The sequence below is a fragment of the Kineosporiaceae bacterium genome (genome assembly GCA_016713225.1).
GTDB lineage: Bacteria > Actinomycetota > Actinomycetes > Actinomycetales > Kineosporiaceae > JADJPO01.
In genome coordinates this window covers 135,864-160,271 of record JADJPO010000002.1, presented here as the reverse complement: position 1 = coordinate 160,271, position 24,408 = coordinate 135,864, and the positions used below count along the sequence as shown (strand labels likewise).

Here is a 24,408-nt window from a genome sequence, read left to right as displayed (position 1 = left end):
GGAGTGCTGCGACGGTCAGCGGCGTTCGCTCGCTGGTTGGCGTTCACCGCCGTCTGCTACGGCGTCGCGGTCCAGGTCGGCCTCGAGCTGAGGGACCCCGAGTCCTCGATCGCCCTGTTCTGGCCCGCGGCCGGCGTGGGCGCCGCCCTGATGATCCGCGCGCGGCGCCGCAGCCGGCTCGCCGTGGTCGCGGTCGTCCTCGCCCTGCTGATCGACAACCTCGTGCTCAACCTGAGCGCCGGCAACTCTCTCGGCACGTCGCTGGGGTTCACTCTGGCCAACGCCCTCGAGCCACTCGTCGTGGCGACGACATACACCCGTTTGCGGCGCCGGTGGCCCGAGGTCACCGTGGCCATGCCACTACTGGTCATCGCCGCGCTGGCCGGGGTGGCCACCAGCACTCCGCTGGCTGTTGCCCTGCTGACGCCGAGCTTGCCCGACCCCTGGTGGCAGATCGCCGCCACCTGGTCGGTGCCCGACGTCGCGGGGGTGGCGGCGGTCGGGCCGGCCCTGTTGGCCCCGCTCCGCCTGCCCAATGGGCGCTGGCGCGAGGCCATCGGTCAGGGGGTGGTGTCGGCCGGTCTCACGGTGCTGGTGTTCTGGTCGACCAGCGGGATCCCCATCGCCTGGCTCAGCCTGCCGGCACTGGTGTGGTCGGCGCAGCGGCTGGGGATCAGCTGGACCGCCCTGAACGCCACCACGGTCGCCGTCAGTGCCTCGGTCGCCGGGATCCACGGCCGGGGACCGTTCGGCGTCCCGGCGCACAGCGTGGTCAACCTGCTCTCGGCCCAGGCCTTCTCGGTGGTCATCGGCTTCACGGCGCTGGCCACGGCCACCGCGGTGGCCGAGCGAGAACGCGTGGCGCGGATGCTGGCTCTGCAAGACCCCTTGACCGGGTTGCCGAATCGTCGCTGGTTCACCGAACATGCCGAGGGCATCCTGGCCCGGAGGCCTCGGGAGGGGACCATCGTGGCCGTGCTGTACTGCGACCTCGACGGGTTCAAGGCGATCAACGACACGTACGGGCACCACGTCGGCGACGAGGTGCTGCGAGTGACCGCCCAGCGTCTCGTGTCGGCGGTGAGACCGACCGACATGGTGGCCCGACTGGGTGGTGACGAGTTCGCCATCCTGTGCCCGGGGATCGACCATCGCGCGGAGGCCGAGTCGATCCGCGAGCGGCTCGGCGAGCGCTGTGGCGTTCCGATCGTCGTGGACGGCGCCGAGGTGGTTCCCGAGGTCAGTGTCGGGCTGGTCCTGATGGACGACCATTCATCGCTCGAGGACCTGCTGCACGAGGCAGATCAGAGCATGTACCTCGCCAAGCGAGGGGCCAAGGAGCGCCGCCGAGCGGCTCTGCCGGCGCCGCGGACCTCGATCGAGACCGATGTGGAGCATCGCACCATCTGACCCGGCCGGCTCGGGGCCGGGGCCGGTCTGCGACGGGTCTGTCACCCTGATCGGGTGCCGCGCAGCAACCGTCCCCGTCGCCGCGCCAGGGGCGAGCCTTCCCCGGAGCCGGTGATCGATCGCGACCGAGCGCTGTACGGCACCGGCCGACTCGAGCAGCACCCGGACGGCGAGTGGCTGGTCCGGCCGGTGAGTGCGGCCGCCGCGGGCAAGGCCTACCTGTGCCCGGGTTGTCGCCAGCAGATCCCGCCACGCGTCGCGCATCTGGTCGCCTGGCCCGCCGAGGAGCCGATCGGTGCCTTCGGCGGCGTGGAGGACCGGCGACACTGGCACCGTGCCTGTTGGACCGCGCGCCACCGCCGCCGCTGACCGACACTGACCCGCCGCAGCCCGCCCGACGCAGCCCGTGAGCGACGACCGCGATGGGACGGGCAGGCGCTGCACCTTTGGAATTGATCCAGATTAGTTCTGGACTAGTTCCAGAAAACGCGGCAGACTACGGCCCGTGAGGACGACGCCCGAGGCCGAAGCCCTGCTCCGCGAGGCGGGACTGCGTGTGACCCGCCCCCGGGTCGCCGTGTTGCGCGCCGTCCACACGCACTCCCACGCCGACACCGACTCGATCATCCGGATCGTCCGCGACGAACTCGGCGAGGTGTCGACCCAGGCCGTCTACGACGTCCTGCGCGCCCTGACCACGGCAGGACTGCTACGGCGCATCGAACCAGCCGGCTCGGTTCCCCGCTACGAGGCGCGGGTCGGCGACAACCACCACCACATCATCTGCCGCCGTTGCGGCGCCATCGCGGACGTCGACTGCGCGGTCGACTACACGCCCTGCCTGACCGCCTCCGACGATCACGGCTACGTCATCGACGAGGCCGAGGTCGTCTACTGGGGCACCTGCCCCACCTGCTCCCCCGCCGCCACCTGACCAACCGCCGTCCACCACCGCCCGGGCACCTCGCCCACCGTTCGATCGATGCACCCGGATCGATGCACCGTTCACGACCCGATATGTGACAGATGTCCCCAATGAAGGAGAGCACTGTGGCCGACGAGACCAACCCTGCCCTGGTGGCCGCCGAGGGACGCACCACGCGTGCCCGGTCCAACAACGACTGGTGGCCCAATCAACTCGACGTCAGCGTGCTGCATCAGCGGCCGGCCTCGGGTGACCCGATGGGCGCCGATTTCGACTACGCCGCAGAGTTCTCCAGCCTCGACCTGGCGGCCGTGAAGGCGGACATCGAGACCGTCATGACCACCTCGCAGGACTGGTGGCCGGCCGACTGGGGCCACTACGGGCCGCTGTTCATCCGCATGGCCTGGCACAGCGCCGGCACCTACCGGATCCAGGACGGTCGCGGTGGCGCCGGTGCCGGGCAGCAGCGGTTCGCGCCGCTGAACAGCTGGCCGGACAACGCCAACCTCGACAAGGCCCGCCGGCTGCTGTGGCCGGTCAAGCAGAAGTACGGCCGCAAACTGTCGTGGGCCGACCTGATGGTGCTGGCCGGCAACTGTGCCCTGGAGTCCATGGGCTTTCGCACCTTCGGCTTCGGCGGTGGGCGCCAGGACGTCTGGGAGCCCGAGCACGTCGACTGGGGCAACGAGGGCGAGTGGCTGGGCGATCAGCGCTACAACGGTGATCGCAAGCTCGCCAACCCGCTGGCCGCCGTCCAGATGGGCCTGATCTACGTCAACCCCGAGGGTCCGAACGGACAGCCGAGCGCGCTGGCCGCCGCCCACGACATTCGCGAGACGTTCGCGCGCATGGCGATGAACGACGAGGAGACCGTGGCGCTGATCGCCGGTGGGCACTCCTTCGGCAAGACCCACGGCGCCGCGCCGGCGACGCACGTCGGCCCCGAGCCCGAGGCTGCCCCGATCCAGGCGATGGGCCTGGGCTGGCAGAACAGCAACGGATCGGGCAAGGGCGGCGACACCATCACCAGTGGTCTCGAGGGCGCCTGGACGCCGACCCCCACCACGTGGGACAACAGCTTCTTCGAGACGCTGTTCCGCTACGACTGGGACCTGGTCAAGAGCCCGGCGGGCGCCTGGCAGTGGGTGCCGACCGACCCCGCGGCGGCAGATGCCGTGCCCGATGCGCACGACCCGACCAAGCGCAACCCTCCGGTGATGCTGACCACCGACCTCGCGCTGCGGCTCGACCCGATCTACGGGCCGATCTCCCGGCGCTTCTACGAGAACCCGGACCAGTTCGCCGACGCGTTCGCCCGGGCATGGTTCAAGCTGACCCACCGCGACATGGGTCCGATCCAGCGCTACCTCGGCCCCGAGGTGCCGTCCGAGCAGCTCATCTGGCAAGACCCGGTGCCGGCGGTCACGCACGAGCTCATCGGCCCGGACGACGTCGCAACCCTGAAGCAGACCATTCTCGGCTCGGATCTGACGGTGGCCGAACTGGTCTCGACCGCCTGGGCCTCGGCCTCGACGTTCCGCGGCACCGACAAGCGGGGCGGCGCGAACGGCGCCCGCATCCGGTTGGCGCCCCAGAATCAGTGGGAGGTCAACGATCCGGCGCAGCTGGCCAAGGTGCTGCGCACCCTGGAAGGCATCCAGCAGGGCTTCAACGCCGCGCAATCCGCTGGTGGCAAGCAGGTTTCGCTGGCCGACCTGATCGTGCTCGGCGGCTGCGCCGCGGTCGAGAAGGCCGCCGGGGACGCCGGGGTGAGCCTCGTCGTCCCGTTCACGCCGGGCCGTACCGACGCCACGCAGGAGCAGACGGACGTCGAGTCCTTCGCGGTGCTCGAGCCGACCAGCGACGGGTTCCGCAACTACCTCGGCAAGGGCAGCGAGCGTCCGACCGAGGCCCGGCTGATCGACCGGGCGCAGCTGCTGACGCTGAGCGCGCCGGAGCTGACCGTGCTGGTGGCCGGGCTGCGCGTGCTGGGCGCGAACGCGCAGGGTTCGTCGCACGGGGTGTTCACGCAGCGGCCGGGTGCACTGACGGCCGACTTCCTGGTCAACATCCTCGACCTGTCGACGACCTGGTCGCCGACCTCTGAGGGCGAGGAGACCTTCGAGGGCCGGGACGCCGCCTCCGGTCAGGTGCGTTGGACCGCCACCCGCAATGACCTGGTCTTCGGGTCGAACTCGGTGCTGCGGGCCATCGCCGAGGTGTACGCAGCCGACGACGCGGGGGAGAAGTTCGTCCGCGACTTCGTCGGCGCGTGGGACAAGGTGATGATGCTCGACCGCTTCGACGCGCACCGCTGAGGTCGGGTCACGAACCCGGGGCGCCGTGCGGGCCATTGGCTCGCACGGCGCCCCGTGCCCGTTCATCGTTCGCCTCAGGATCCGAAGGCCTTCTTGACCTTCTGGCCGGCCTGCTTCAGATTCGCCTTCGCCTGGTCGGTGCGGCCCTCGGCCTCGAGCTCCTCGTCGTCCGTGGCCTTTCCAGCGCCTTCCTTGGCCTTGCCGCGCAGTTCCTCGGCCGTGTTGCCGATCGTGTCGTCGATACCCATAGCGTTGCCCTCTCTCGCAGACCCGTCGTGTACGGGCACGGTGCATCTACCCCACGGGCGCCCGGGTAACCACAGCTCGGTCGCTGAGGTGCACGTGGCCGACGACGGCAGAGTCCGTCCGCGGCGCTGCATGAGATCGGCCTCCCGGGGTACCTCCCTCGCCATGACCGGAGGCATCGTCCTGCTCACTGCCGGGTGGCTCGTCCTGGGAGTGTTCCTGCTCTTCCTGGCACGCATCCTGCGGCACGAAGAACCCAGACGCCGAACGTGACTCGGGACGGGAGCGGGAGGCCGCAGATGGAAGACAACCAGGATCGGGATCGACTCACCGAGCGCGAGTTGATGCTGCTCCACGACATCGAGGCGCAACTGCGCCAGGATGCGCGGCTGGCCCGGGCCTTCGCGACCCGGCGCGCCGTGTGGCTGAGGGTGCCCAATGTGGATCTACGATCGGGCTGGGGTGGCTTGGTGGCGGCGGTCAGCCGACTCGCCCGAGCTGCGGTGGGGACTCGCAGCGGACCCGTGAGCTGGTCTGAGCGTCATCGACCCGAACGCTTGGGGTGAAGCCGCGTTCACGCGGCCTGCACATGACCATGAACAGCACGGTTCACGTGCGCACGATCGAGCGCCTCACCCAGCATGGCCGGGGTATAGGAAGCCCCTATCGGGGTATGACCCGTCTCATGCGCCGACATCGATGGGCAGCTCTGACGAGCAAGCGACGTAGCCGTCAGGGTATGAGCGACCAGAACCAGAACCGGAACCCACACTCCGGGCGCAGTTCGGAGCTCGATCCTCACCAGGTGGAGGATCTCGAGGGGAGGGCGAAGGAGGCCATGGGCCGATCCAGCGGTAACCCTTCCCTGGAGGACGAGGGCCTTCGGGAACAGCAACATGCTCGATCGCAGTCGATGGAGCGCGAGCCCGGGGACACCCCGGACGACACCCCGTAGCTCGAGTCACGCGCTGGTGCCTGGAGCCGGCAGAACGGTGCCCGCCTTGGCGCGGGAATGGCGTGATCCAACGCCACATTGCACGATCAGTGCACTCTGACGCATCACCGCGTTCCGGCCTCAGGGCAGACTCGGTAACGTCGCATACATGTGCGCTTTCGCCTGCGTGACGCGCCCCCGCCGTTCTCACTGACGGCGCGGGCACCTCGCCGGTCCTTCCTCGGTTCCGCGCCGTCAGGCTTCCCGCCAGACGGCCGTTCCGCGTTGTCTGGCCCCGCCTTCGACCAGGAGCCATGCATGCGCGCACCGCAGCACGAGCCATCCGATCCACGCGTCGGATCCCCCGACGCCACACTGTTCTTGATGGTCGGGCTGCCTGCCGCCGGTAAGACGACCCTCGCCCGCGAGCTGGCCGGGTCGCATCGCGCACTGCGGCTCACCCCCGACGAGTGGCACCTCCCCTTGTTCGGCGAGTCACTGACCGCCGACGGCAAGCGCGACATCCTGGAGGGCCGAATGATCACTCTGGCGCTGCAGGCCCTGCGGCTGGGGACCAGCGTGGTCCTCGATTTCGGGCTCTGGGGTCGAGACGAGCGGTCGGCTCTGCGTTGGCTGGCCGACGAGGCCGACGTGGCGTGTCGGGTGGTGTACCTGCCCGTCGAGCTGGACGTCCAACTCGCCCGTATCGCGCACCGTCAAGCGGAGAGGCCACACGAGAGCTTCCCGATGCCCGAGTCAGATGTTGTCTCCTGGCGTGGCCAGTTCCAGGCGCCGGACGCCGCCGAACTCGCGGGAGAGGAGATCCCCGGCCCACCGAGCGAGTGGTCGACCTGGCTCGCCTGGGCGGTGGATCGATGGCCGACGCTCGACCCGTCGACGAGCTGAGCAACCGGCGGTGAGTCCACCTTTCACGCACTGCGGACTGCACATTCCACGCGGCGCCTCCGTCCGTGGGCGGGAGGTCAGCGACGGGTCTGCGTGGAAGGTGCCGGCTGCACCCCGCCGCTCGGGCACGTCAAAGCCACCTCACGGATCCCTGCCCTTCGAACCGAATCACCAGCCCGGTCACATGACGTGGTGATGTGACCTCACCACGTCGGTTCCTAGCGTCATCGACATCGGCCACTCGCTCGGCGGTCGCCGCTTCGGCATCGCCGGGCTACCACAAACCTCCACCGCGAAGGAGTAGCACCATGTCCACCGCCACCTCTGCCACCTCTGCCCCCACCGTCACCGCCGAGCTGTCACTCATCCGGTTGAACCTGATGCGTGGCGGGCTACCTGTTCATGGGCCTCGGACTCGCCCTCGTCAAGTGGCCGCTGCTCCGGGACGCCTCCTCCATGCCGCTCTACGAGGGCGTCACCCTGACCATGTTGGTCGCCATGTCCCTCGGGGCACTCCTGGGCCTGCGACACCCGCTGATGATGCTGCCGGTACTGCTGTTCGAGTCCGCCTGGAAGCTGCTGTGGCTCGGGCTGGTCGCGCTGCCGCAGGCCCTCGGCGACGGCCTCGACTCGGCCACCACCGACATGCTGGTCAAGAACTCACTCGTCGTGGTCATCCTCGCGGTCGTCCCGTGGCCGTACGTCTGGCGGCGCTACGTCCGCGCAGCCGGCGTCCGGTGGACGCGATGACCACGCCGCACCGCTCTCGGAAGGGCTGTTCATCGGGAACTCACGCTGCGCGCCGGAAGGGATTCGAACCCCTGACCTCTTGATCCGAAACCGCCACACGGTCGATGCGCCGCGGGCCGCATTCGCGGCAGGACGCTGATGGTGGGGCGTTCGTGGGGCGAGAGGTCCGAAGGGCGTCACGATGGTCGACTCGGGCCGCATGGTCAGGAGGCGACCTCCGCACCGAAACCGTTGGCGAGTGGAGTCCGAGGACATTGAGCCTGTGGTCGTAGGCGGGCCACGACGCGACGGCGACCGCGATGTCGACATCGCGGGTACCTCGTTGAGGCAAGCGGCCGAACAGGCCGATGGACAGGATGTTTCGAGCTGTGGCGCCGATGACCATGAGGCCAGATGCTGGGGCGCCGAGGGCAGCGGTGAGTCGGCCGAGGGCCTGCCAGGAGGTCAGCTTCCGTCGAGCCGACGCAGTCGAGCATCACCACTCCTCACTCGCAGAGCGTGTTCGCGCTGACGGGGATCTCCCGAGACCAGCAGATCGGCATAGACCAACACCGAGGGCGCCAACCCCTGCGGTTCCGTCCGATCCGACTCCTGCGGGACGGTCCAGAACCGCCTGCGCACCACCACGTTTGCCTCGTCAGGTCGCTGGACGCGGCGGCACCGATGGGCGGCCAGCACGCCCGCCGGGACTGTCTCGGCGTAGAGGATCGCCCCGCTGGGGCGCAGATGCGCATCCATCCGCGACGCGGCCGCCTCACCCCCCAGATCGACCCCCGCGTCGAGCAACTCCTCGCCGGCATCGGTCCACCAGCGCGGGTCCTCGACGTGGTACGTGCCCAACTCGAGCGAGGCGTAGAGCGACAGGGCATAGGCCTCCGCCCACCGGGTCAGCAATTCCCCGCCACGCACCAAGCGCCGCCCGGCGCCGGCCCCGACCAGGTAGCCACCCGTGATCAGGTCCTGCAGTACAGCCTGTGCCGTGCCCACCGCCGTCCCACTGGCCGCGGCGATCTCGCGCACACTCGTCGCGCACAGCTGCGGCCAGGACAACAGACAGAAGGTCACCTGCGCCCCCGAACGCGTGAACGGACGCCGCGCGCTCGGCGCGGTCACCGGGACATCGGCCACGACCCGGCGCCGTCCACGAACGTCGATCCAGACGCCGCCCCAGCGCAACGACACGTTCCCGGCGGCATCCACATAGTCCACACCCCGCCCACGCAACACCACAGCCGCCGGCTCCGGAACGAACGGTGCCACCACCAACGTCGCCGCACCCGCCGCCTCACCAGGTGCCTCGATCGCCCCCGCCACCGGCGCCGTCATCCGATCACGAACCACGAGCCGGTACCTGCGGTGCGCGCCATCCCCGGCGTGGACCACCACCCCCTCACCTCGCCGGACCGCTCGGAGTCCCACGTCGGCCAGGCCAGCCAGCGCGCGATCCACCACATCCACATCGTTCAATAGGGGCACTCGTTCATTATGCATGAACAGGGGTCAAGAATGAACGCGCGCCCAGCGGCGTCCGGGCGGCGCTCGAAGTCGGACGTGGGTGGCCGGGCGACCAGGACGGTGTCCGCGGCGCCGAGCCCCTGCTTCGACGAGAGCCGATGACCGACGAGGTCCTCATGCACGACCGTGGGCGCGACGTGACCCGGCGTTCACCGCTGGGCCGTGGTCCTCAAGCGGACGCCTGCCCCCGGTCGAGAGTCGGCAGCTCCGGTGCCGCCTGAGTGTCCAGCGGACTGATAGGAGAGCGTCCCCCGTGTCGCGAGCACGAGAACCACACCGACGACCCCAAACAACACATCGACGGCCATCGACGCGGTCCGACCGGCGACCAACGCTGTGCCGGCGTTGAGCGATGCGTGGGCCAGCACAGCGAGGAGCACGCTGCCACCGGTGTGGTTGAACAGCCACGTCAGCAGCAGGGACTGCCCGACCGTGCCGGCGGCCGTGAAGACCACTACGCTCCCGGCGATGCTGGCCACGCCAGCGCCGGCGAAGTTGTACCCAGGCACGAGGATGAACACCGGTAGGTGCCACAGGCCCCACAGCACCCCCAAGACCACCGACGCCGCGAGAGGCCCCATGCGCTCCTGCATGCGAGGTAGTGCGAATCCGCGCCATCCGGGCTCTTCCTGCCCACCCCCCAAGACCGCCACGAGGGACAACGTCGCGAGGTACGTCACGGCCACCGATGGGCCCGACCCGGCGAACCGCTCGCTCCAGTCCCGGGACAGCAGCCCGACAAGCAGTCCCAGCGCCGGAAGGCCGACCAGCGCCAGCACGTACCACCGCGCCCCGACCCGCCACTGGACCCAGCGCCGCAGGAACGCTCGAGTACCGGCCCGGCCCTCAAGCAGCCCCGTCACGATCAGCGCGGCGAGTGGAGGCCCGAAGGCGCCAGGAATGAACCAGGCAAGCGTGTCTCGTCCCATGATCCCGAGCACAAACAGCCAGTACACCCAGCTGAGGAGGTAGGCCAGCACGAAGAACGCGGCTACCGGGTGAGTCAGCAAGAGGACCGCCGCAGGCGTGCTGCGTCGGTCATACCCTTCACGCATAATTGCGGCCATGGGTCGACTCCTTCATCGAGCACGATCCCGCTAGGCGCGCTGTCTGCTCCGCAACGACTTCGGTCTGCCCGAGGGGTGAACGCACCGATGCCGACGCACGCCGACACCTGCTTCTTCGACGCTAGCCCTGGCGCGCTGCTGGCCCCTGGGCCAAGGTCCTCAGCACACAGGGTGCGAGAGGCGACGCAGGGGCACCGTCCTCGGAGTTACCGCCAAAGACGAAGATCCCGAGGCTTGGCAACTGGTCTTGCATCCAGGAGCAGGTGCGAGGTCGTGCACCTGTTCTCCCGCGCTGACACACACGACCAACACGACTGCCCAGCGGCAAGGCCTCTGACGTGAGTTTGCAGTGAGGCTAAGCCTCCCGCTCGTCGGCATTGTGCGCGTTGTCGCTCCGCGGCGTGACGGACATCTTCTGCGCCAGCTGAGCCTTTCGCGAAGTAACGAGTCATCCTCTGCCGCGAATCCCTCGTGGCGTCGCTCAGGGTACCTGCGGGCTCAGGCCCTTGACGCGGCGCGGTGGATCTGGCCGCGCACGGTGTTCAGGCTGATGCCCTGGCTCTCTTCGACCAGGGCTTGGTGGACGTAGATCGACGGCCGGCGGGCTGAGTCGCCGCCGGCGGCCACGGCCTGGTTGAAGAGCCCGGCGACCTTCCCAGTTGGCTGCCGGCGGGGCGTGACCGGGCACACGGCCGGCTCGGCGCGGTGAGGGTCTCGAGGTTCGGGCGGCGGCTCGGCGGGCGTCCTTGCTCAAAGCACGGGAGGTGGCCTTGGGTGGCGAGCAGCACCGCAAGGGTAGCGCGCGCCGCCTCGGCGATCTCCCCCGCCCGGAGCGAGCGCAGCGCGGGGTGGTTCACCTCGACCAGCCCGCCCATGGGGCGGAAGGGCACCGAAGACCATTCCCGACCCGACCACGACCGGACACAACCAGAACAGCCCCTGACCACGTCACCACTGGTCAGAGGCTGTTTACTGAGGAATGCACTGCGCGCCCGAAGGGATTCGAACCCCTAACCTTTTGATCCGTAGACCGCCGCACAATCGATGCGCCGCGGGCCGCTGACCTGTGACAACGCGGGCTGCATTCGCGGCAGGACGCTGATGGTGGGGCGTTCGTGGGGCGAGAGGTCCGAAGGGCGTCACGATGGTCGACTCGGGCCGTGTGGTCAGGAGGCGACCTCCGCACCGAAACCGTTGGCGAGTGCGTCGAGGCGGTGAGGATGCCGGGTGGCCGATCGCAGCATGTCGCCGGCGAGTCGAGCGCGGCGATCTTGACCGAGGAGGGCCTCGATCGCGACGTGGGCAGCGGGCGACAGGAGCGCGCTGACGTCGGATCCGAGGCGATGCGCGGCGGCCAGTTCGATGTCGAAGTCGTAGAGCTCGAGCAGCGCGACGTCCGCGTACAACGCGTCGAGGAAGCGGCCCTGGGCGTACCAGCCGATGATCTCGTCGAGGTCCACGGCATCGCGTCGATGCAGCAGGTGGCGCTCAGACCAGGCGACCAGCTTCAGCAGGGTCAGTCCGGGCACGGTGGGCACCCTCACCTGGACGTCGCCGGGCAGCCGCGCGGTCTGGGCGGTGGCGAAGGCCTCACGGAGTCCGAGGACATTGAGCCTGTGGTCATCGGGTAGGTCGACCGTGCGGTCGACCGCTTCGATACCGCCGTAGGGGACGACATCGACCGGCACGTGCACGCCGTCGACGTCGACGGTGAAGGCGTGCACACCAGCCCGGCGCCGCAACGTCGCCGTGGCTCGCTCGTAGGCGGACCACGACGCGACGGCGACCGCGATGTCGACATCGCGGGTACCTCGTCGGGGCAAGCGGCCGAACAGGCCGACGGACAGGATGTTTCGAGCCGTGGCGCCGATGACCATGAGGCCAGATGCTGGGGCGCCCAGGGCAGCGGTGAGTCGGCCGAGGGCCTGCGCCTCCAGCAGGAGGTCAGCTTCCGTCGAGCCGACGCAGTCGAGCATCACCACTCCTCACTCGCAGAGCGTGTTCGCGCTGACGGGGATCTCCCGAGACCAGCAGATCGGCGTAGACCAACACCGAGGGCGCCAACCCCTGCGGTTCCGTCGGATCCGACTCCTGCGGGACGGTCCAGAACCGCCTGCGCACCACCACGTTTGCCTCGTCAGGTCGCTGGACGCGGCGGCACCGATGGGCGGCCAGCACGCCCGCCGGGACTGTCTCGGCGTAGAGGATCGCCCCGCTGGGGCGCAGATGCGCATCCATCCGCGACGCGGCCGCCTCACCCCCCAGATCGACCCCCGCGTCGAGCAACTCCTCGCCGGCATCGGTCCACCAGCGCGGGTCCTCGGCGTGGTACGTGCCCAACTCGAGCGAGGCGTAGAGCGACAGGGCATAGGCCTCCGCCCACCGGGTCAGCAATTCCCCGCCACGCACCAAGCGCCGCCCGGCGCCGGCCCCGACCAGGTAGCCACCCGTGATCAGGTCCTGCAGTACAGCCTGTGCCGTGCCCACCGCCGTCCCACTGGCCGCGGCGATCTCGCGCACACTCGTCGCGCACAGCTGCGGCCAGGACAACAGACAGAAGGTCACCTGCGCCCCCGAACGCGTGAACGGACGCCGCGCGCTCGGCGCGGTCACCGGGACATCGGCCATGACCCGGCGCCGTCCACGAACGTCGATCCAGACGCCGCCCCAGCGCAACGACACGTTCCCGGCGGCATCCACATAGTCCACACCCCGCCCACGCAACACCACAGCCGCCGGCTCCGGAACGAACGGTGCCACCACCAACGTCGCCGCACCCGACGCCTCACCAGGTGCCTCGATCGCCCCCGCCACCGGCGCCGTCATCCGATCACGAACCACGAGCCGGTACCTGCGGTGCGCGCCATCCCCGGCGTGGACCACCACTCCCTCACCTCGCCGGACCGCTCGGAGTCCCACGTCGGCCAGGCCAGCCAGCGCGCGATCCACCACATCCACATCGTTCAATAAAGGCACTCGTTCATTATGCATGAACAGGGGTTAGCAATGAACAACAGTCGGTCTCCGGCTGAACCGGCCTCTTGATCCGTAGCTCTGCTACGGAGAGTAACCATCATGGCCTCACCGTCGCCGCAAGCGCCCGAGAATAGCCTCGGAGCTGGGGAGGGAGGAGTACCGGGATCGCAACCCGCTCAGTCGCCTGGGCGGCGGTGGGTGTTTCGGTGACAGCTCAGCCTGCTTTCGGGCCCCGCCGAAGCGGCTCGGCGACCTCGCGGCGCTCGGCCGCGGTCAGCATGACGGGGCCACGAGCCCCTACGCCCTCACGACACCCGCTCAAAGTCGCAGAGCTCGCAAACCTGCGTTGGCCGAGCACCCAATGCATAGACCACTCAACCGAACCGATTCACTGCATGGGTGTCGGGTCAGCTCGCAAGCGCTCTGCGGCACAACCCTTGTCCGAGTCTGCGTCCTTTCCGAGGTCATACCTATGTCGTGCAGCCACGCCGCGGTGACGACCGCTTCGGACTCGTCAGCGTGCAGCAGCGCCGCCGAGATGGCCGACGCGTGAGCCGCGACAGCAACTACACGAAGCCACCGTCGGCCGAGCGGCTCTACGAGTGGCGCTGCAGGAGTGGCTGCCGGCCGGTCCTTTCAGGCAATCCGTCAGAGCCGGACCAGCGAGGCTGGCAGCTCGGATGGCGTTTGGCCGACCGGCAGGATATGGCGCTTCGCGCCGCTGACGGTCATGCGACATCAGTCTCCATCGTCCTGACTCGATCAACGGGATCGGCTAGCATCGCCGAATGACCGGCAACGGTGTTCCCCTCGGCTCAGGAGCGCAGCCGGTACTGCGATGGGCGGGCGGGAAGCGCTGGCTTGTCCCCACGTTGCGACAAATGTTGAACTCGACTTCATTTAAGAATTACCACGAGCCGTTTCTTGGTGGCGCCTCGGTGTTTCTCGGAATACTCCCCTCAGGAAAGTCATACCTTGCGGACCTCAACGCGGAACTTGTCGAGACCTACCAGCAGATTCGCGACGATCCAGAGGGTGTTGCCGACATTTTGCGCACGCATCGAAACACTCCCGAGTATTACTACCATCTCCGCGACTCCAAGCCGCGCACAGCGAAGGGTCGAGCGGCCCGATTCATTTTCCTGAACGCTACGTCCTTTAATGGAATTTATCGAGTCAACCTCAAAGGGATATACAACGTCCCCTATGGTAGTCGCGAGAAGGAACACATCCCGAATCGTAAATGGCTCCGCGCGGTCTCCGCGCCACTCCAGGGAACAGAACTACGCGTTGCAGACTTCGCGGAATGCATCGACAACGTTACGGATGGAGACCTTGTCTTCTTGGATCCTCCATACACGGTTGCCCACAACAATAATGGCTTCGTAAAGTACAATCAGAAGCTCTTTTCCTTTGAAGATCAGCATCGCCTCAGCGACCTGGTGGATGCAATCAAGGAGCGGGGTGCGTTCTACATTCTCACCAACGCCGCCCACTCCTCTATCGCGCAGCTCTTCGACAAGGGAGACACACGCATCGAGCTGACGCGGCGCAACAATGTTGGTGGAACCGGCTCGGTCCGAGGAAACGCATCCGAGTACATCTTCACTAACCTACCGGACTGCCGATGAGCACAGCCCGCGTTCCCGACGCATTCACCTCCGATTCGTGGGTGCCGCCTCGAGGGGTCCGGCCCGAGACCAGGAAGCGACTGAACCCTTCCCTTTTCCGGACGGTGCGGCCCTCGATGGTGCCTGCGCTTGAAGACGAGGGATGGGTTGTAGACCGTCGCCTAAAGTCATCCGTGAGAATGCGCGTGCCAAAGGCTCACGACGCCGCGTTCTTGGACCGTACTTGGGCGGCGCTGGCACGGCTGTACTTCCCAACGATTAGCAGAGGGTCGTCGATTTCCATTCCGCTCGCCGGTGGAGCGTCGAGCGACAGGAATGTTTCCTTATCGCTGCTGACGATGAGGTTGTTCTTGTTGTGGATTGCGTTTCGATGGATACTTTGCGCGCTTACACCTTCCGCGATGAACTAGCAGCCATTCAGGAGACTCGCTCTCAGGTCATGGCCTCCCTGCGTAGAAGTTTCCCTGAGCGTAAGGTGAAGTTCGTAGTCGCCTCTAGCAATTGCATCATCTCCCGATCGACCGCTGACAAGTTCATAGAATCAGACGTCGTTCACATGGACGAGGACGTTATCGACTACTACCTCGACCTTGCCGAACACCTCGGAAGGGCCGCTCGCTACCAGTTGCTCGGAAGTCTGTTTGCGGGTATGAAAATTCCGGGCCTCGAACCAAGGGTAGCTGCCATACAGTGCAACATGGGCGGACACAAGTACTACTCGTTCGTTATCGAGCCGGATCGACTCCTCAAGCTCGGATACATCTTGCACAGAAACAAGGCCAACAGCAGCTTGATGCCGACCTATCAGCGACTGATCAAGAAGACGCGCCTGAAGCAAGTCTCTCAGTTCATTGAAGCCGGGGGGTTCTTTCCCAATTCTCTCATCATCAGCGTGGACCCAGGACGCCGGCCGCTTAGGTTCGACCCCGTTAGCAAGGGAGAAGGTTCCCCGCGAATGGGGATTCTTCATTTGCCTCAGACCTATCGCGCCGCGTACATCATCGATGGGCAGCATCGTCTATACGGATACGCCGACTCGCCACGCTCTGAGACGGATCTAATTCCTGTGGTTGCGTTCGTTGATCTCCCCCGCTCGGAGCAGGTGCGAATCTTCATGGAGATCAACGAGAATCAGCAGGCGGTTCCAAAGAACCTTCGCAACACGCTTAACGCAGACTTGCTGTGGAGTTCCACGGACCTACGTGAGCAAGCGAGGGCGCTCAAGCTACGTGTGGCACAGCAACTTGGCGAGAGCAGGGGCTCTCCCCTCTTCGGCAGGGTCATCATCGGCGAAGACAAGAGGACGTTGACGCGGTGCGTCACGATTGACGCCATCAGTCGCGGCCTCGACCGCGGCACTTTGCTGGGCTCCTACACGCGCACGGAAGTCCGAGACCGCGGGAACCTAGTGCGGGGAAGCAATGACGCCACCTACGACCTACTCAGCGAATTCCTTACTCTGTGTTTCGGGCACATTCGGGGAGGCCTCTCCACCCAATGGTCATTGGGTGCTGCGGAGGGTGGGTTCGTATTCATTAACAACGGTATTGAGTCGCTCCTTCGAATGTTCAGTGATATTGTTGATCACCTTCTGAATCGCGGTCAGATTGCTCATGACAGCGAGGATGCGGATGAACTCTTTCACGCATGCTTGCCATATCTGGATGCGCTCGTTAGGCATCTCTCTGGCGTATCCGGCGATGAAGCTGCAGGTTATAGAAGCCAGTATGGGTCCGGCGGTGCTACGAAGTACTGGCGTCGGCTCCAGGAAGCTGTTCGCTCACAGATTCCCGAATTTGACCCTCCCGGCCTTGAGGAATACCTTGCGGGGCAGGCCCGCCAGGACGATGCCGACTCTCAGGAACGCGTCAGGCTTATCGAGCTATTCCTCAAGAACGACGTTCGTAGGCGCCTGGAGAACGAGTTCGGATCGAACTGGTTCCAGTCTGGAGTTCCGAAGGGTGTCAAGAAGAGCGCCGGAACGCTCGCTGCCGAGAAGAATGCGGATGCCGCGTCCGTCGACGAGCAGGTCGAACCGTGGGATTGCCTGTACATCGTTGACTACCACGCGATTCTCACGCAGGACAGTGGACTCTGGGGCCGACAGTTCGAGAAGCAATACACGCGACCCGGTGATGAAAAGAAGCCTGGGGGTTGGAAGGCGCGTCCCTCTTGGCTTCAGAGACTGAACTCTCTACGCAATGATCTTGCGCATGGGCGAAGCATCGGGCCAGACGATCATGAATTCCTTATTTCGCTGGAGACGTGGCTTGTGAAGGGCCAGGCGGACAACGATCTCTAGCCTTGATCATTCGCGGGTGAGGTGAGCCGGCCTTCAGGAGCGAGTTGTGTGGATCTTCACCTCCTGTATCGCGGTTCAGGTTGTGGCGGTGGCCCGGCTGTCGTGTCGGTGGTCGCCGGTTCCACGGGCCGGGCGGGTTCCTCGGTCGAATCGGACAGGGCGCCGCTGGTTCAGGTCGTCATCGGCAGCGTGAGCGCCGTGGTGAGCGCGCTGGCCAGTTCGCGGGCCCAGGGCCAGGTCTGGGGGATGCGGATTCTGCGTCGGCGTTGGCCGCGGATGATGCGGGCGGCGGTGTGCAGCAGCCGGTAGCGCAGCGTCTTGGGTTCGGCTTTGGCCAGGTCGCCGGACAGGCACAGCAGCCGTAGCCAGGCCAGCAGGTCCACGGCGATCGCGGCGGCGATGCACCAGGCCTGATTGAGCGAGTAGTGCTTGCTGGGCAGATGGCCGAGCCCGGTGCTCTTCGCGTTGCGGATGCTGTCCTCGACTCGGGCGTGGGCGCGGTGGCGGGCCTCCAGGTAGGCCAGTTGCCCGAGCTTGCCGCCGATGCGGGTGGGGGTGTTGGTGGCGAAGACCTGGTAGCGCCAGCCGTCGGCCTCCTCGAACAGGGACAGCTGCGCGCCGGGGTGCGGGCGTTCGCGGCGGACGATGACACGCATGGCCTTCGGCCAGGTCTTCAGCTGGTCGACGACCTTGCCGTCGGGGCCGGCGGATTCCCGCAGCAGGCCGGTCAGCTCGACGACGCCGGCGTACTCCGGGTCACGTGCGCTACCGTCGGCGTTGATGACGTTCTCCCACACGCTTCCGGGACCTTGTCGATCGCGCTCCGGCACCGGTGGTCGAGGTCGAACCCGACCGAGTAGCGCACCCGCCGCCCGGGCGCAGCGTTCAGCGTGGTGATGTGCGTCAGGAGGTCCTTGGTGGCACCGGCGCCGTCGCAGGTGATCAGCAGGTCTCGGCGGAAGCTCGCAGGGATCTGGGCGATCGCGGCGGTGAGGACCTCGAGGTGGTCGGTGACGGTGTTGCTGCCCGCCGACCCGGTGCGCAGCTTCAGTGCGAGGTTCTCGCCGGTGTTGTCGCACCAGGCTGTCAACGGGTGATGCCCCCAGGTCCTCCTGTTGACTGAACTTGATCTTCAGGGGGTGTTAGCGGGTCGGTAGGCCGAGGCCGACGGGCGCTCGGGGGTTGGTGATCTGGTCGAGCTGGATGAGCTTGGCGCGGGCCCCGGCCAGGCTGATCTGCAGCCCTTCCACTTCACCGAGCCATCCCTCCCGGCGTGTCGCCTGCCACGGTGATGGGACCGCCGTGAGTTGAGTTCTGCCACGGTCATGGGACCACTGGTTCTGCCAGTTATGGGACCACTCGGCGCGTCCACGGACGGGCTGGGTCTGGGGCGCTTTCGATCGTCACGTCGTACTGGTGGGCGTGAGGAGTCGTGGTGGCGTTCCGGGAGGTCGATGTGGTCGAGGTCCGTGAGGTGCTGCGGGGTTGGCTGGGCGGGGGTGGGCTGCGCACGATCGCCGAGCGAGCGGGCGTGGACCGCAAGACCGCCCGCCGCTATGTCGAGGCCGCGCAGGCAGCCGGTCTGGCCCGCGACGCCGACCTGGGCGCGGTGGATGATGCGCTGATCGGCGCGGTGATCGACGTGGTCCGCCCGGCCCGGCCGAACGGGCACGGGACCGCGTGGGAGGTCCTGCTGGGCCGTCGCCAGGACGTCACCGATTGGGTGGGGCAGGGCTTGTCGATCGTGAAGATCGGTGAGCTGTTGACCCGGTCCGGGACGGTGGTGCCGTATCGGACGCTGCACCGGTTCGCGGTCGCGCAGTGCGGCTTCCAAGGTCGCGGCGCCCGCCGGGTGACGGTGCGGGTGGTCGATGGGGATCCGGGGGTGGAGTGTCAGATCGACTTCGCCCAGATGGGCTACCTCGCCGAGCCCGACCCGCCCGGAGAGGCCTCACCGGGCCGGCGCCGCAAGGTCCACGCGTTGATCTTCACTGCGGTGGTGTCCCGGTACATGTACGTCCACCTGTCCCACGGCCAGACGTTGAGCGATGTGATCGCCGGCTGTGAGGCGGCGTGGGCGTTCTTCGGCGGCGTGTTCAAGGTCCTCGTCCCGGACAACCTCAAACCGGCTCTTGGTAGTTGAGCGTGGAGTTTCATGATCACGACACGGCGGGTTGGTGGCTGGCCGGTGATGTAGGGGGCTCGTGGTCCTGCGCTGGGATGGGTGTTGCGAGGCACTCATCCAGTCGAGGGACCACGAGCCATGTTCGAGCCTACGGGCTTGCCGCGGGATGCGGCGAGTGTGCTGTTCGACCTGCCCGGCTACCGCGTCGTGCAGGCGGTCGACGATGTCGACGACGACGGCTGCCCGGTGCGGGTGGTCACGATCGCCTCGGAGGCCGCAGAGGCGGCGTGCCCGGCCTGTGGGGTGCTGTCGGACCGGGTGCATCAGGTCCGTGCCTCGCGGCTGCGGGACATCCCGGTCGCCGGCCGGGTGGAGGTGGTCCTGCGCCGGCGCAGGTTCGTCTGCGCCGAAACCCTGTGCGGGAAGCGGACGTTCGCCGAGGTCACCGATGAGGTCCCGTTGCGGGCGAAGGCCACGACCCGGCTTCGGGGGGCGGTGCTGGACGCGGTGATCTGCTCGGGGCGGGCCGTGGTCGAGGTCGCCGCCGCGTACGGCATCGCTTGGTGGACCGTGCAGGCATCGGTGAACGCGGCCGTCCTGGTGCTGCCGGCTGTCGACGCCACGATGGTGCGCCGGCTCGGGATCGATGAGCACCGTTACCGGTCGGTCCGGTTCTTCCGCGACGAGCACGGCGCGTGGAAGCGCAGGGAGCCGTGGATGACCACCCTGGTCGACCTGGACACCGGGCAGGTCCTCGCCGTGGTCGACGGGCGCACCTCGACGGGGGGCCGGGGACTGGCTGGCCGGACGCACCGACACCTGGCGAGCAGGCATCGAGGTGGTCGCGATCGACCCGTCCGCGGCCTACCGCAAGGCGATCAGCGAGCACCTGCCCGAGGCCGCGGTCGCGGTCGATGTGTTCCATCTGGTCAAGCTCGCAGGCGACGCGTTGACCCAGGTCCGGCAACGGGTGATCCGGGAACGGTTCGGTCGCCGGGGCCGGCGCCGGGACGCGGCGTGGGCGAACCGGCGGCTGCTGCTGCGCGCCGGTGACACCCTGTCCCCGAAGGCGTTGGCCCGGCTGCGGCGCACGTTCACCGCCGATGACCCGACCGACGAGCTCGGCGCGGCCTGGGCCGTGAAGGAACAGCTCCGCCGCCTGCTGGCCTGCTCCAGCCTGGCCACCGCCCAGGAGGAGAAGATGCGCCTGGGCGCCTACGTCCTGACCGCACGCATGCCGGAGACCGACCGGCTGTGGGCGACGATCTGCACCTGGTGGCCGCACATCGAGGTCGCCATCATCACCGGCGTCACCAACGCCCGCACCGAAGCCGCGAACACCGGGATCAAGCACATCAAGCGGACCGGCCGAGGATTTCGGAACGAGAGCCACTACAAGGCCCGTATCCTCCTGGCCAGCGCCGCCCGGACGGCAGCGTGAACACCTTGATCAACACAGGACATCACGCGGAACTACGAAGAGCCCTCAAACCCGTTGTCACCCAGGCTGACGCGGTGACACCGAGGTTGTCGATCGGGTGGTTGGACTATGCCCAGCACGCCGGGTTCGCCACCGACCCCGCCCGGGTCCGGGCGCCGCAGGACAAACCCCGGGTCGAGCGGGTCGTGCAGTACGTCCGCGGCAACTTCTGGGCCGGCGAAGCCTTCACCGACCTCGCCACCGCGCAGGCCGCCGCCACGCGGTGGTGCCGCGAGGTCGCCGGGATGCGGATGCACGGCACCCTGGCTGCGCGGCCGCTGGAGGTGTTCACCGACCTAGAGGCGCCGGTCCTGCTGCCGGTCCCGGCGGCCTATGACGTGCCGGTGCTGCGGGTGGTGAAGGTGCACCGCGACCACCACGTGGAGATCGCCAAGGCGTTGTACTCGGTCCCCACCGACTGGATCGGCACCCACCTGGACGCCCGCGCCGACCGTGATCTGGTGAAGCTGTTCCACCGCGGCCGCCTGATCAAGACCCACCCCCGCCAACCGCCCGGCGGCCGCTCCACCGACCCGAGCGACCTGCCGGTGGAGCGGGTCGGGTATGCGATGCGCGACCTGGACCGCCTCCACGCCACCGCGCAGCGCCACGGCCACCACATCGGGATCTACGTCCAGCGGCTGTTGGACGAGCCGTTGCCCTGGACCCGGATGCGCAGCGTCTACCGCCTGCTCGGCCTGGTCCGCCGCTACGGTCCCGGCCCCGTCGAGGACGCCTGCCGCACAGCGTTGGACCTCGACGTGGTCTCCGTGGCGAAGATCGCCGCGATGCTCGCTCGGGCCCTGGAGACCACCCCACCGCAGCTGCCCACCAGCGCGGGGATCTCGGGCCGGTTCGCCCGCGACCCCGCCGAGTTCACGACCTCGCTCAACAATCCGCGGCGGCGTCTGACCGTCGTGCCCGACCCCATCGAGGAGGACCTCACCCCATGACCCTGACCACCCCGACCATCCCGCCGAATACGACGATGCCGGTGGATCCGCTGGGCAGCGATCTGTTGGCGCTGCTGCGGGCGTTGAAGCTGTCCGGGCTGAAGGACACCCTCCCCGAGCGGCTCCTGCTGGCCAAGAGTCGGCAGCTGTCTCATCACCAGTTCCTGGAGCAGATCCTGGGCGACGAGGTCGCCCGCCGGGAGAACCGCTCCGCGGCGACCCGGGCCACCCGGGCGGGGCTGATCCCTCGGATGCGGATCGAGACCTGGACCGAACCCGCCGACCTGATCTACGACCGGGCCGCGTTCGCTGACCTGATCTCGTTGCGGTTCCTGGACGCCGGCCACAATCTGCTCGTCCTGGGCCCGGTCGGCGTCGGGAAGAGTCACTGCGCGAATGCCCTGGGCCACATCGCGGTCCGTCGCCGGCACACCGTGCACATGGTCCGCGCGGAGAAGCTGTTCACCCGCCTGCGCGCCGCGCGCCTCGACCAAACCCTGGAGACCGAGTTCCGCCGGCTCGCCCGCCTCGACCTACTGATCATCGACGACTTCGCGCTGAAGGCCCTGGATCCGGTCACCACGAACGACTTCTACGAACTCGCCGTCGAACGCCACGCGAGAGCCGCGTCGACGATCGTGACCAGCAACCGGGACCCGTCTGAGTGGCTCGCAATGACGAGCGACCAGCTCCTGGCCCAAGCAGCCGTGGACCGGCTCACCGGCCACGCCCACACCCTGATCCTCGACGGACCCTCCTACCGGCAACGCCCCCACGCCCCAGCACCTGCCCGGCTTGACCCCGACAGCGACCGAACCCCATGATCAAGCCGCCCCACAGTGGTCCCATCCTCGTGGCAGAACGGGTGGTCCCATCACGCTGGCAAGCGACACGGCGAGACTGTGGGCGCAACGGTGTAACCGGCGGTTGGTGTTTTAGAGGCTAGCAGGGGTGGGCATGCGGTCGGCGAAAACGACCGCCAGGACGTTCAGGACGGGTTTCCAGCGGGTGATCCATCGTTTCTGTCCGGTTCCTTTCGGGTCGAGGCTACGGGTGGTCAAGTACAGGGTTTTCATGGCTGCCTGCTCGGTGGGGAAATGACCTTTCGCGTCCACGGACCGCCGATACCGGGCATTCATCGATTCAATCGCGTTCGTCGAGCAGAGCAGTCTGCGGATCTCGATGTCGTAGTCCAAGAATGGGATGAAGTTCTCCCAGGCATTCCGCCACAGGTTACTGATCGCGGGATACTGCTTCCCCCATTTCTCCTCCAACGATTCGAACGCCGCCCACGCCGCCGTGGCGTCCACCGCCGTATAGATCGCTTTCACGTCCCGGGCGAGCTCACCCCAATACCTCTTCGAGGAATACCGGAACGTGTTCCGGATCAGATGCACGACACAGGTCTGCACGATCGTGTCGGGATAGATCGTGTTCACTGAATCGGGCATGCCTTTCAAGCCGTCACAGACCAGGTAGAAGATGTCGATCACCCCACGATTCTTCAACTCGGTTAAGATAGAGATCCAATACTTGGACGACTCACCCATCCCGGCGGTGCCGGCCCACAGGCCCAGCACGTCCCTGCGGCCCTGCAGGTCCACGCCGATGGCCGCGTAGAAGGGCCGGTTGGCGACCTGCCCGTCCCGGACCTTCACATGCACCGCGTCGACGAACACGGCCACGTAGTGCGAGGCCAACGGCCGGGTCGACCATTCCGTCATTTCCTCGATCACCTGATCGGTGATCGCCGAGACCACATTCTTCGACACACTCGCGCCGTAGACCTCCGCGAAATGTGCGCTGATCTCACCGGTGGTCAACCCGCGCGCATACAGCGACAAGACGATCGCATCGACATCACCCATCCGGCGCTGACGTTTCTTCACAATGACCGGATCGAAACTTCCATCCCGGTCCCGCGGGACATCGATCTCGATCGGCCCGACCGAATCAGTCAACACCGTCTTCGACCGGATCCCGTTACGGGAATTCCCGCCGTCGCGGCCTTCCACGGCGTGCTTCTCATAACCGAGGTGACCGGTCATTTCCTCATCCAGCGCTGTTTCCAGCACCGTCTTGGTGAGGATCTTCAACAAGCCATCCGGCCCGGTCAAAGCAAGACCACGATCCTTGGCAGATTTCACCATCTCCCGGATCGCGGCCCGCTCAGCATCACCAGGCTTGAGCTCAGACATCTCGATTCTCTTAGCCAGAGCATTCATGCCCTGCATCTTGTCGGCCATCACTGGACCTTCCTGGCAGACACGCTGGTCTACCCGTCAGGCCGGTTACACCGTTGGCCCTACAGACCCGACACGGCGAGCCTCGTCGATCCGGGCGATGAGGTTGTCTCGGACGTCGACGAGGCGGTGGCGTTGAGCGGGATCGGGGCGCAGCAGCGGGCAGCGCAGGCAGGAGTGTTCGTGGATGCAGGCGGTGGCGTAGGAGCGCCCGCAGGTGCCCAGGGAGACCTTGCGGTGCTCGAAGTGGCCGAGGAACTCCTGCCACTCGGCATCAGTCGGGGCGCGGTACTCCTCGCTGGGTCGCAGGGCTCGTCGACGGGCGATGAACGCGTGGTGGCCGTTGATCGCTTCCTCGGGATAGACGGCCTTGTAACCCATGGTGGTGTTGATGTCCCGGTGCCCGGCGACGAGTTGAGCGATGTGGGGTGGCATGCCGTGCAGCACGGCGTCGGTGATGAAGATCCTTCGAAAGTCATGCGGGGTGAACCGTAGCGGCCCTCCCGCCGAGCTCGTCTGCCCGGCGCCCTCGCGGCCGGTGTCAGCCGGCCCGGTGTCAGGCAGTGACCGGCAGATCCAGTCCCTGATCGTGCCGGCGGGGATGGCGCGGGTGTCCATACCGATCTG

General features: G+C 67.2%; 20 protein-coding genes and 4 pseudogenes. 14 read left to right on the top strand and 10 right to left on the bottom strand.

Going from position 1 to position 24,408, the window contains the following annotated elements:
* Positions 1-3 precede the first annotated feature (3 nt).
* The 4 genes from IPK24_06840 (at position 4) to katG (ending at position 4,653) form a co-directional block, all read left to right on the top strand.
* Positions 4-1,410 carry a sensor domain-containing diguanylate cyclase gene (locus IPK24_06840; protein ID MBK8075274.1) on the top strand — a complete coding sequence of 469 codons (1,407 nt, stop codon included), beginning with the start codon at positions 4-6 and terminating at the stop codon, positions 1,408-1,410.
* Positions 1,411-1,464: 54 nt separating this feature from the next.
* The gene (locus IPK24_06835; protein MBK8075273.1) at positions 1,465-1,779 is read left to right on the top strand and encodes a hypothetical protein; all 315 of its coding nucleotides are present in this window, start codon (positions 1,465-1,467) and stop codon (positions 1,777-1,779) included.
* A 136-nt stretch (positions 1,780-1,915) separates the two neighbouring features.
* Positions 1,916-2,344 carry a transcriptional repressor gene (locus IPK24_06830; protein MBK8075272.1) on the top strand — a complete coding sequence of 143 codons (429 nt, stop codon included), beginning with the start codon at positions 1,916-1,918 and terminating at the stop codon, positions 2,342-2,344.
* A 92-nt stretch (positions 2,345-2,436) separates the two neighbouring features.
* On the top strand, positions 2,437-4,653 hold the full coding sequence (gene katG, locus IPK24_06825; protein ID MBK8075271.1) for a catalase/peroxidase HPI: 2,217 nt from the start codon (positions 2,437-2,439) through the stop codon (positions 4,651-4,653).
* Positions 4,654-4,727: 74 nt separating this feature from the next.
* Here the strand turns inward: katG and IPK24_06820 are convergent, their stop codons facing one another.
* Positions 4,728-4,901 (bottom strand): CsbD family protein, encoded by a 174-nt coding sequence (locus tag IPK24_06820; protein ID MBK8075270.1) that lies wholly within the window; start codon positions 4,899-4,901, stop codon positions 4,728-4,730.
* Between the two features lie 297 nt (positions 4,902-5,198).
* Here IPK24_06820 and IPK24_06815 point away from each other — a divergent pair, with 297 nt between their 5' ends.
* From IPK24_06815 to IPK24_06800, 4 genes and pseudogenes are all read left to right on the top strand, one after another.
* On the top strand, positions 5,199-5,465 hold the full coding sequence (locus tag IPK24_06815; protein MBK8075269.1) for a hypothetical protein: 267 nt from the start codon (positions 5,199-5,201) through the stop codon (positions 5,463-5,465).
* 173 nt (positions 5,466-5,638) lie between these two features.
* Positions 5,639-5,854, top strand: a complete 216-nt coding sequence (locus IPK24_06810) for a CsbD family protein (protein ID MBK8075268.1) — start codon at positions 5,639-5,641, stop codon at positions 5,852-5,854.
* A gap of 297 nt (positions 5,855-6,151) precedes the next feature.
* On the top strand, positions 6,152-6,739 hold the full coding sequence (locus tag IPK24_06805) for an ATP-binding protein (GenBank protein ID MBK8075267.1): 588 nt from the start codon (positions 6,152-6,154) through the stop codon (positions 6,737-6,739).
* A gap of 308 nt (positions 6,740-7,047) precedes the next feature.
* Positions 7,048-7,489 (top strand): annotated as a pseudogene (locus IPK24_06800) (hypothetical protein).
* 444 nt (positions 7,490-7,933) lie between these two features.
* Here IPK24_06800 and IPK24_06795 read toward each other — a convergent pair.
* The 5 genes from IPK24_06795 to IPK24_06775 form a co-directional block, all read right to left on the bottom strand.
* Positions 7,934-8,965 (bottom strand): hypothetical protein, encoded by a 1,032-nt coding sequence (locus IPK24_06795; GenBank protein ID MBK8075266.1) that lies wholly within the window; start codon positions 8,963-8,965, stop codon positions 7,934-7,936.
* Positions 8,966-9,153: 188 nt separating this feature from the next.
* Positions 9,154-10,071 carry a CPBP family intramembrane metalloprotease gene (locus IPK24_06790; protein MBK8075265.1) on the bottom strand — a complete coding sequence of 306 codons (918 nt, stop codon included), beginning with the start codon at positions 10,069-10,071 and terminating at the stop codon, positions 9,154-9,156.
* A gap of 498 nt (positions 10,072-10,569) precedes the next feature.
* Positions 10,570-10,761 (bottom strand): hypothetical protein, encoded by a 192-nt coding sequence (locus tag IPK24_06785; protein MBK8075264.1) that lies wholly within the window; start codon positions 10,759-10,761, stop codon positions 10,570-10,572.
* Between the two features lie 476 nt (positions 10,762-11,237).
* Positions 11,238-12,047: a nucleotidyl transferase AbiEii/AbiGii toxin family protein gene (locus IPK24_06780; GenBank protein ID MBK8075263.1), complete on the bottom strand. Its 810-nt coding sequence runs from the start codon at positions 12,045-12,047 to the stop codon at positions 11,238-11,240.
* Positions 12,016-13,038 (bottom strand): hypothetical protein, encoded by a 1,023-nt coding sequence (locus IPK24_06775; protein MBK8075262.1) that lies wholly within the window; start codon positions 13,036-13,038, stop codon positions 12,016-12,018. Before IPK24_06775 ends, IPK24_06780 begins: the two co-directional genes overlap by 32 nt.
* Before the next feature lie 797 nt (positions 13,039-13,835).
* Between IPK24_06775 and IPK24_06770 the strand changes: the two genes are divergently transcribed.
* On the top strand, positions 13,836-14,678 hold the full coding sequence (locus tag IPK24_06770) for a Dam family site-specific DNA-(adenine-N6)-methyltransferase (protein MBK8075261.1): 843 nt from the start codon (positions 13,836-13,838) through the stop codon (positions 14,676-14,678).
* Positions 14,679-15,234: 556 nt separating this feature from the next.
* Positions 15,235-16,980, top strand: coding sequence for a DGQHR domain-containing protein (locus IPK24_06765; protein ID MBK8075260.1), 1,746 nt, complete (start codon positions 15,235-15,237; stop codon positions 16,978-16,980).
* Positions 16,981-17,150: 170 nt separating this feature from the next.
* Here the strand turns inward: IPK24_06765 and IPK24_06760 are convergent.
* Together IPK24_06760 and IPK24_06755 are read right to left on the bottom strand one after the other, a co-directional pair.
* Positions 17,151-17,636, bottom strand: a pseudogene (locus IPK24_06760) (transposase).
* Between the two features lie 71 nt (positions 17,637-17,707).
* Complete coding sequence (locus IPK24_06755) at positions 17,708-18,070, bottom strand: transposase (protein ID MBK8075259.1); 363 nt, start codon at positions 18,068-18,070, stop codon at positions 17,708-17,710.
* Between the two features lie 345 nt (positions 18,071-18,415).
* Between IPK24_06755 and IPK24_06750 the strand changes: the two genes are divergently transcribed.
* The 4 genes and pseudogenes from IPK24_06750 (at position 18,416) to IPK24_06735 (ending at position 22,362) form a co-directional block, all read left to right on the top strand.
* Complete coding sequence (locus tag IPK24_06750; GenBank protein ID MBK8075258.1) at positions 18,416-19,123, top strand: hypothetical protein; 708 nt, start codon at positions 18,416-18,418, stop codon at positions 19,121-19,123.
* Positions 19,124-19,243: 120 nt separating this feature from the next.
* Positions 19,244-20,546 (top strand): annotated as a pseudogene (locus IPK24_06745) (ISL3 family transposase).
* Positions 20,547-20,620: 74 nt separating this feature from the next.
* Entirely contained in the window at positions 20,621-21,538 is a 918-nt protein-coding gene (locus IPK24_06740; GenBank protein ID MBK8075257.1) for a hypothetical protein, read from the top strand.
* Complete coding sequence (locus IPK24_06735; GenBank protein ID MBK8075256.1) at positions 21,535-22,362, top strand: ATP-binding protein; 828 nt, start codon at positions 21,535-21,537, stop codon at positions 22,360-22,362. Before IPK24_06740 ends, IPK24_06735 begins: the two co-directional genes overlap by 4 nt.
* A 111-nt stretch (positions 22,363-22,473) precedes the next feature.
* Here IPK24_06735 and IPK24_06730 read toward each other — a convergent pair whose 3' ends face one another.
* Positions 22,474-23,784 (bottom strand): IS256 family transposase, encoded by a 1,311-nt coding sequence (locus tag IPK24_06730; GenBank protein ID MBK8075255.1) that lies wholly within the window; start codon positions 23,782-23,784, stop codon positions 22,474-22,476.
* A gap of 45 nt (positions 23,785-23,829) precedes the next feature.
* Positions 23,830-24,279: pseudogene (locus tag IPK24_06725) on the bottom strand (site-specific integrase).
* Between the last annotated feature and the right edge of the window lie 129 nt (positions 24,280-24,408).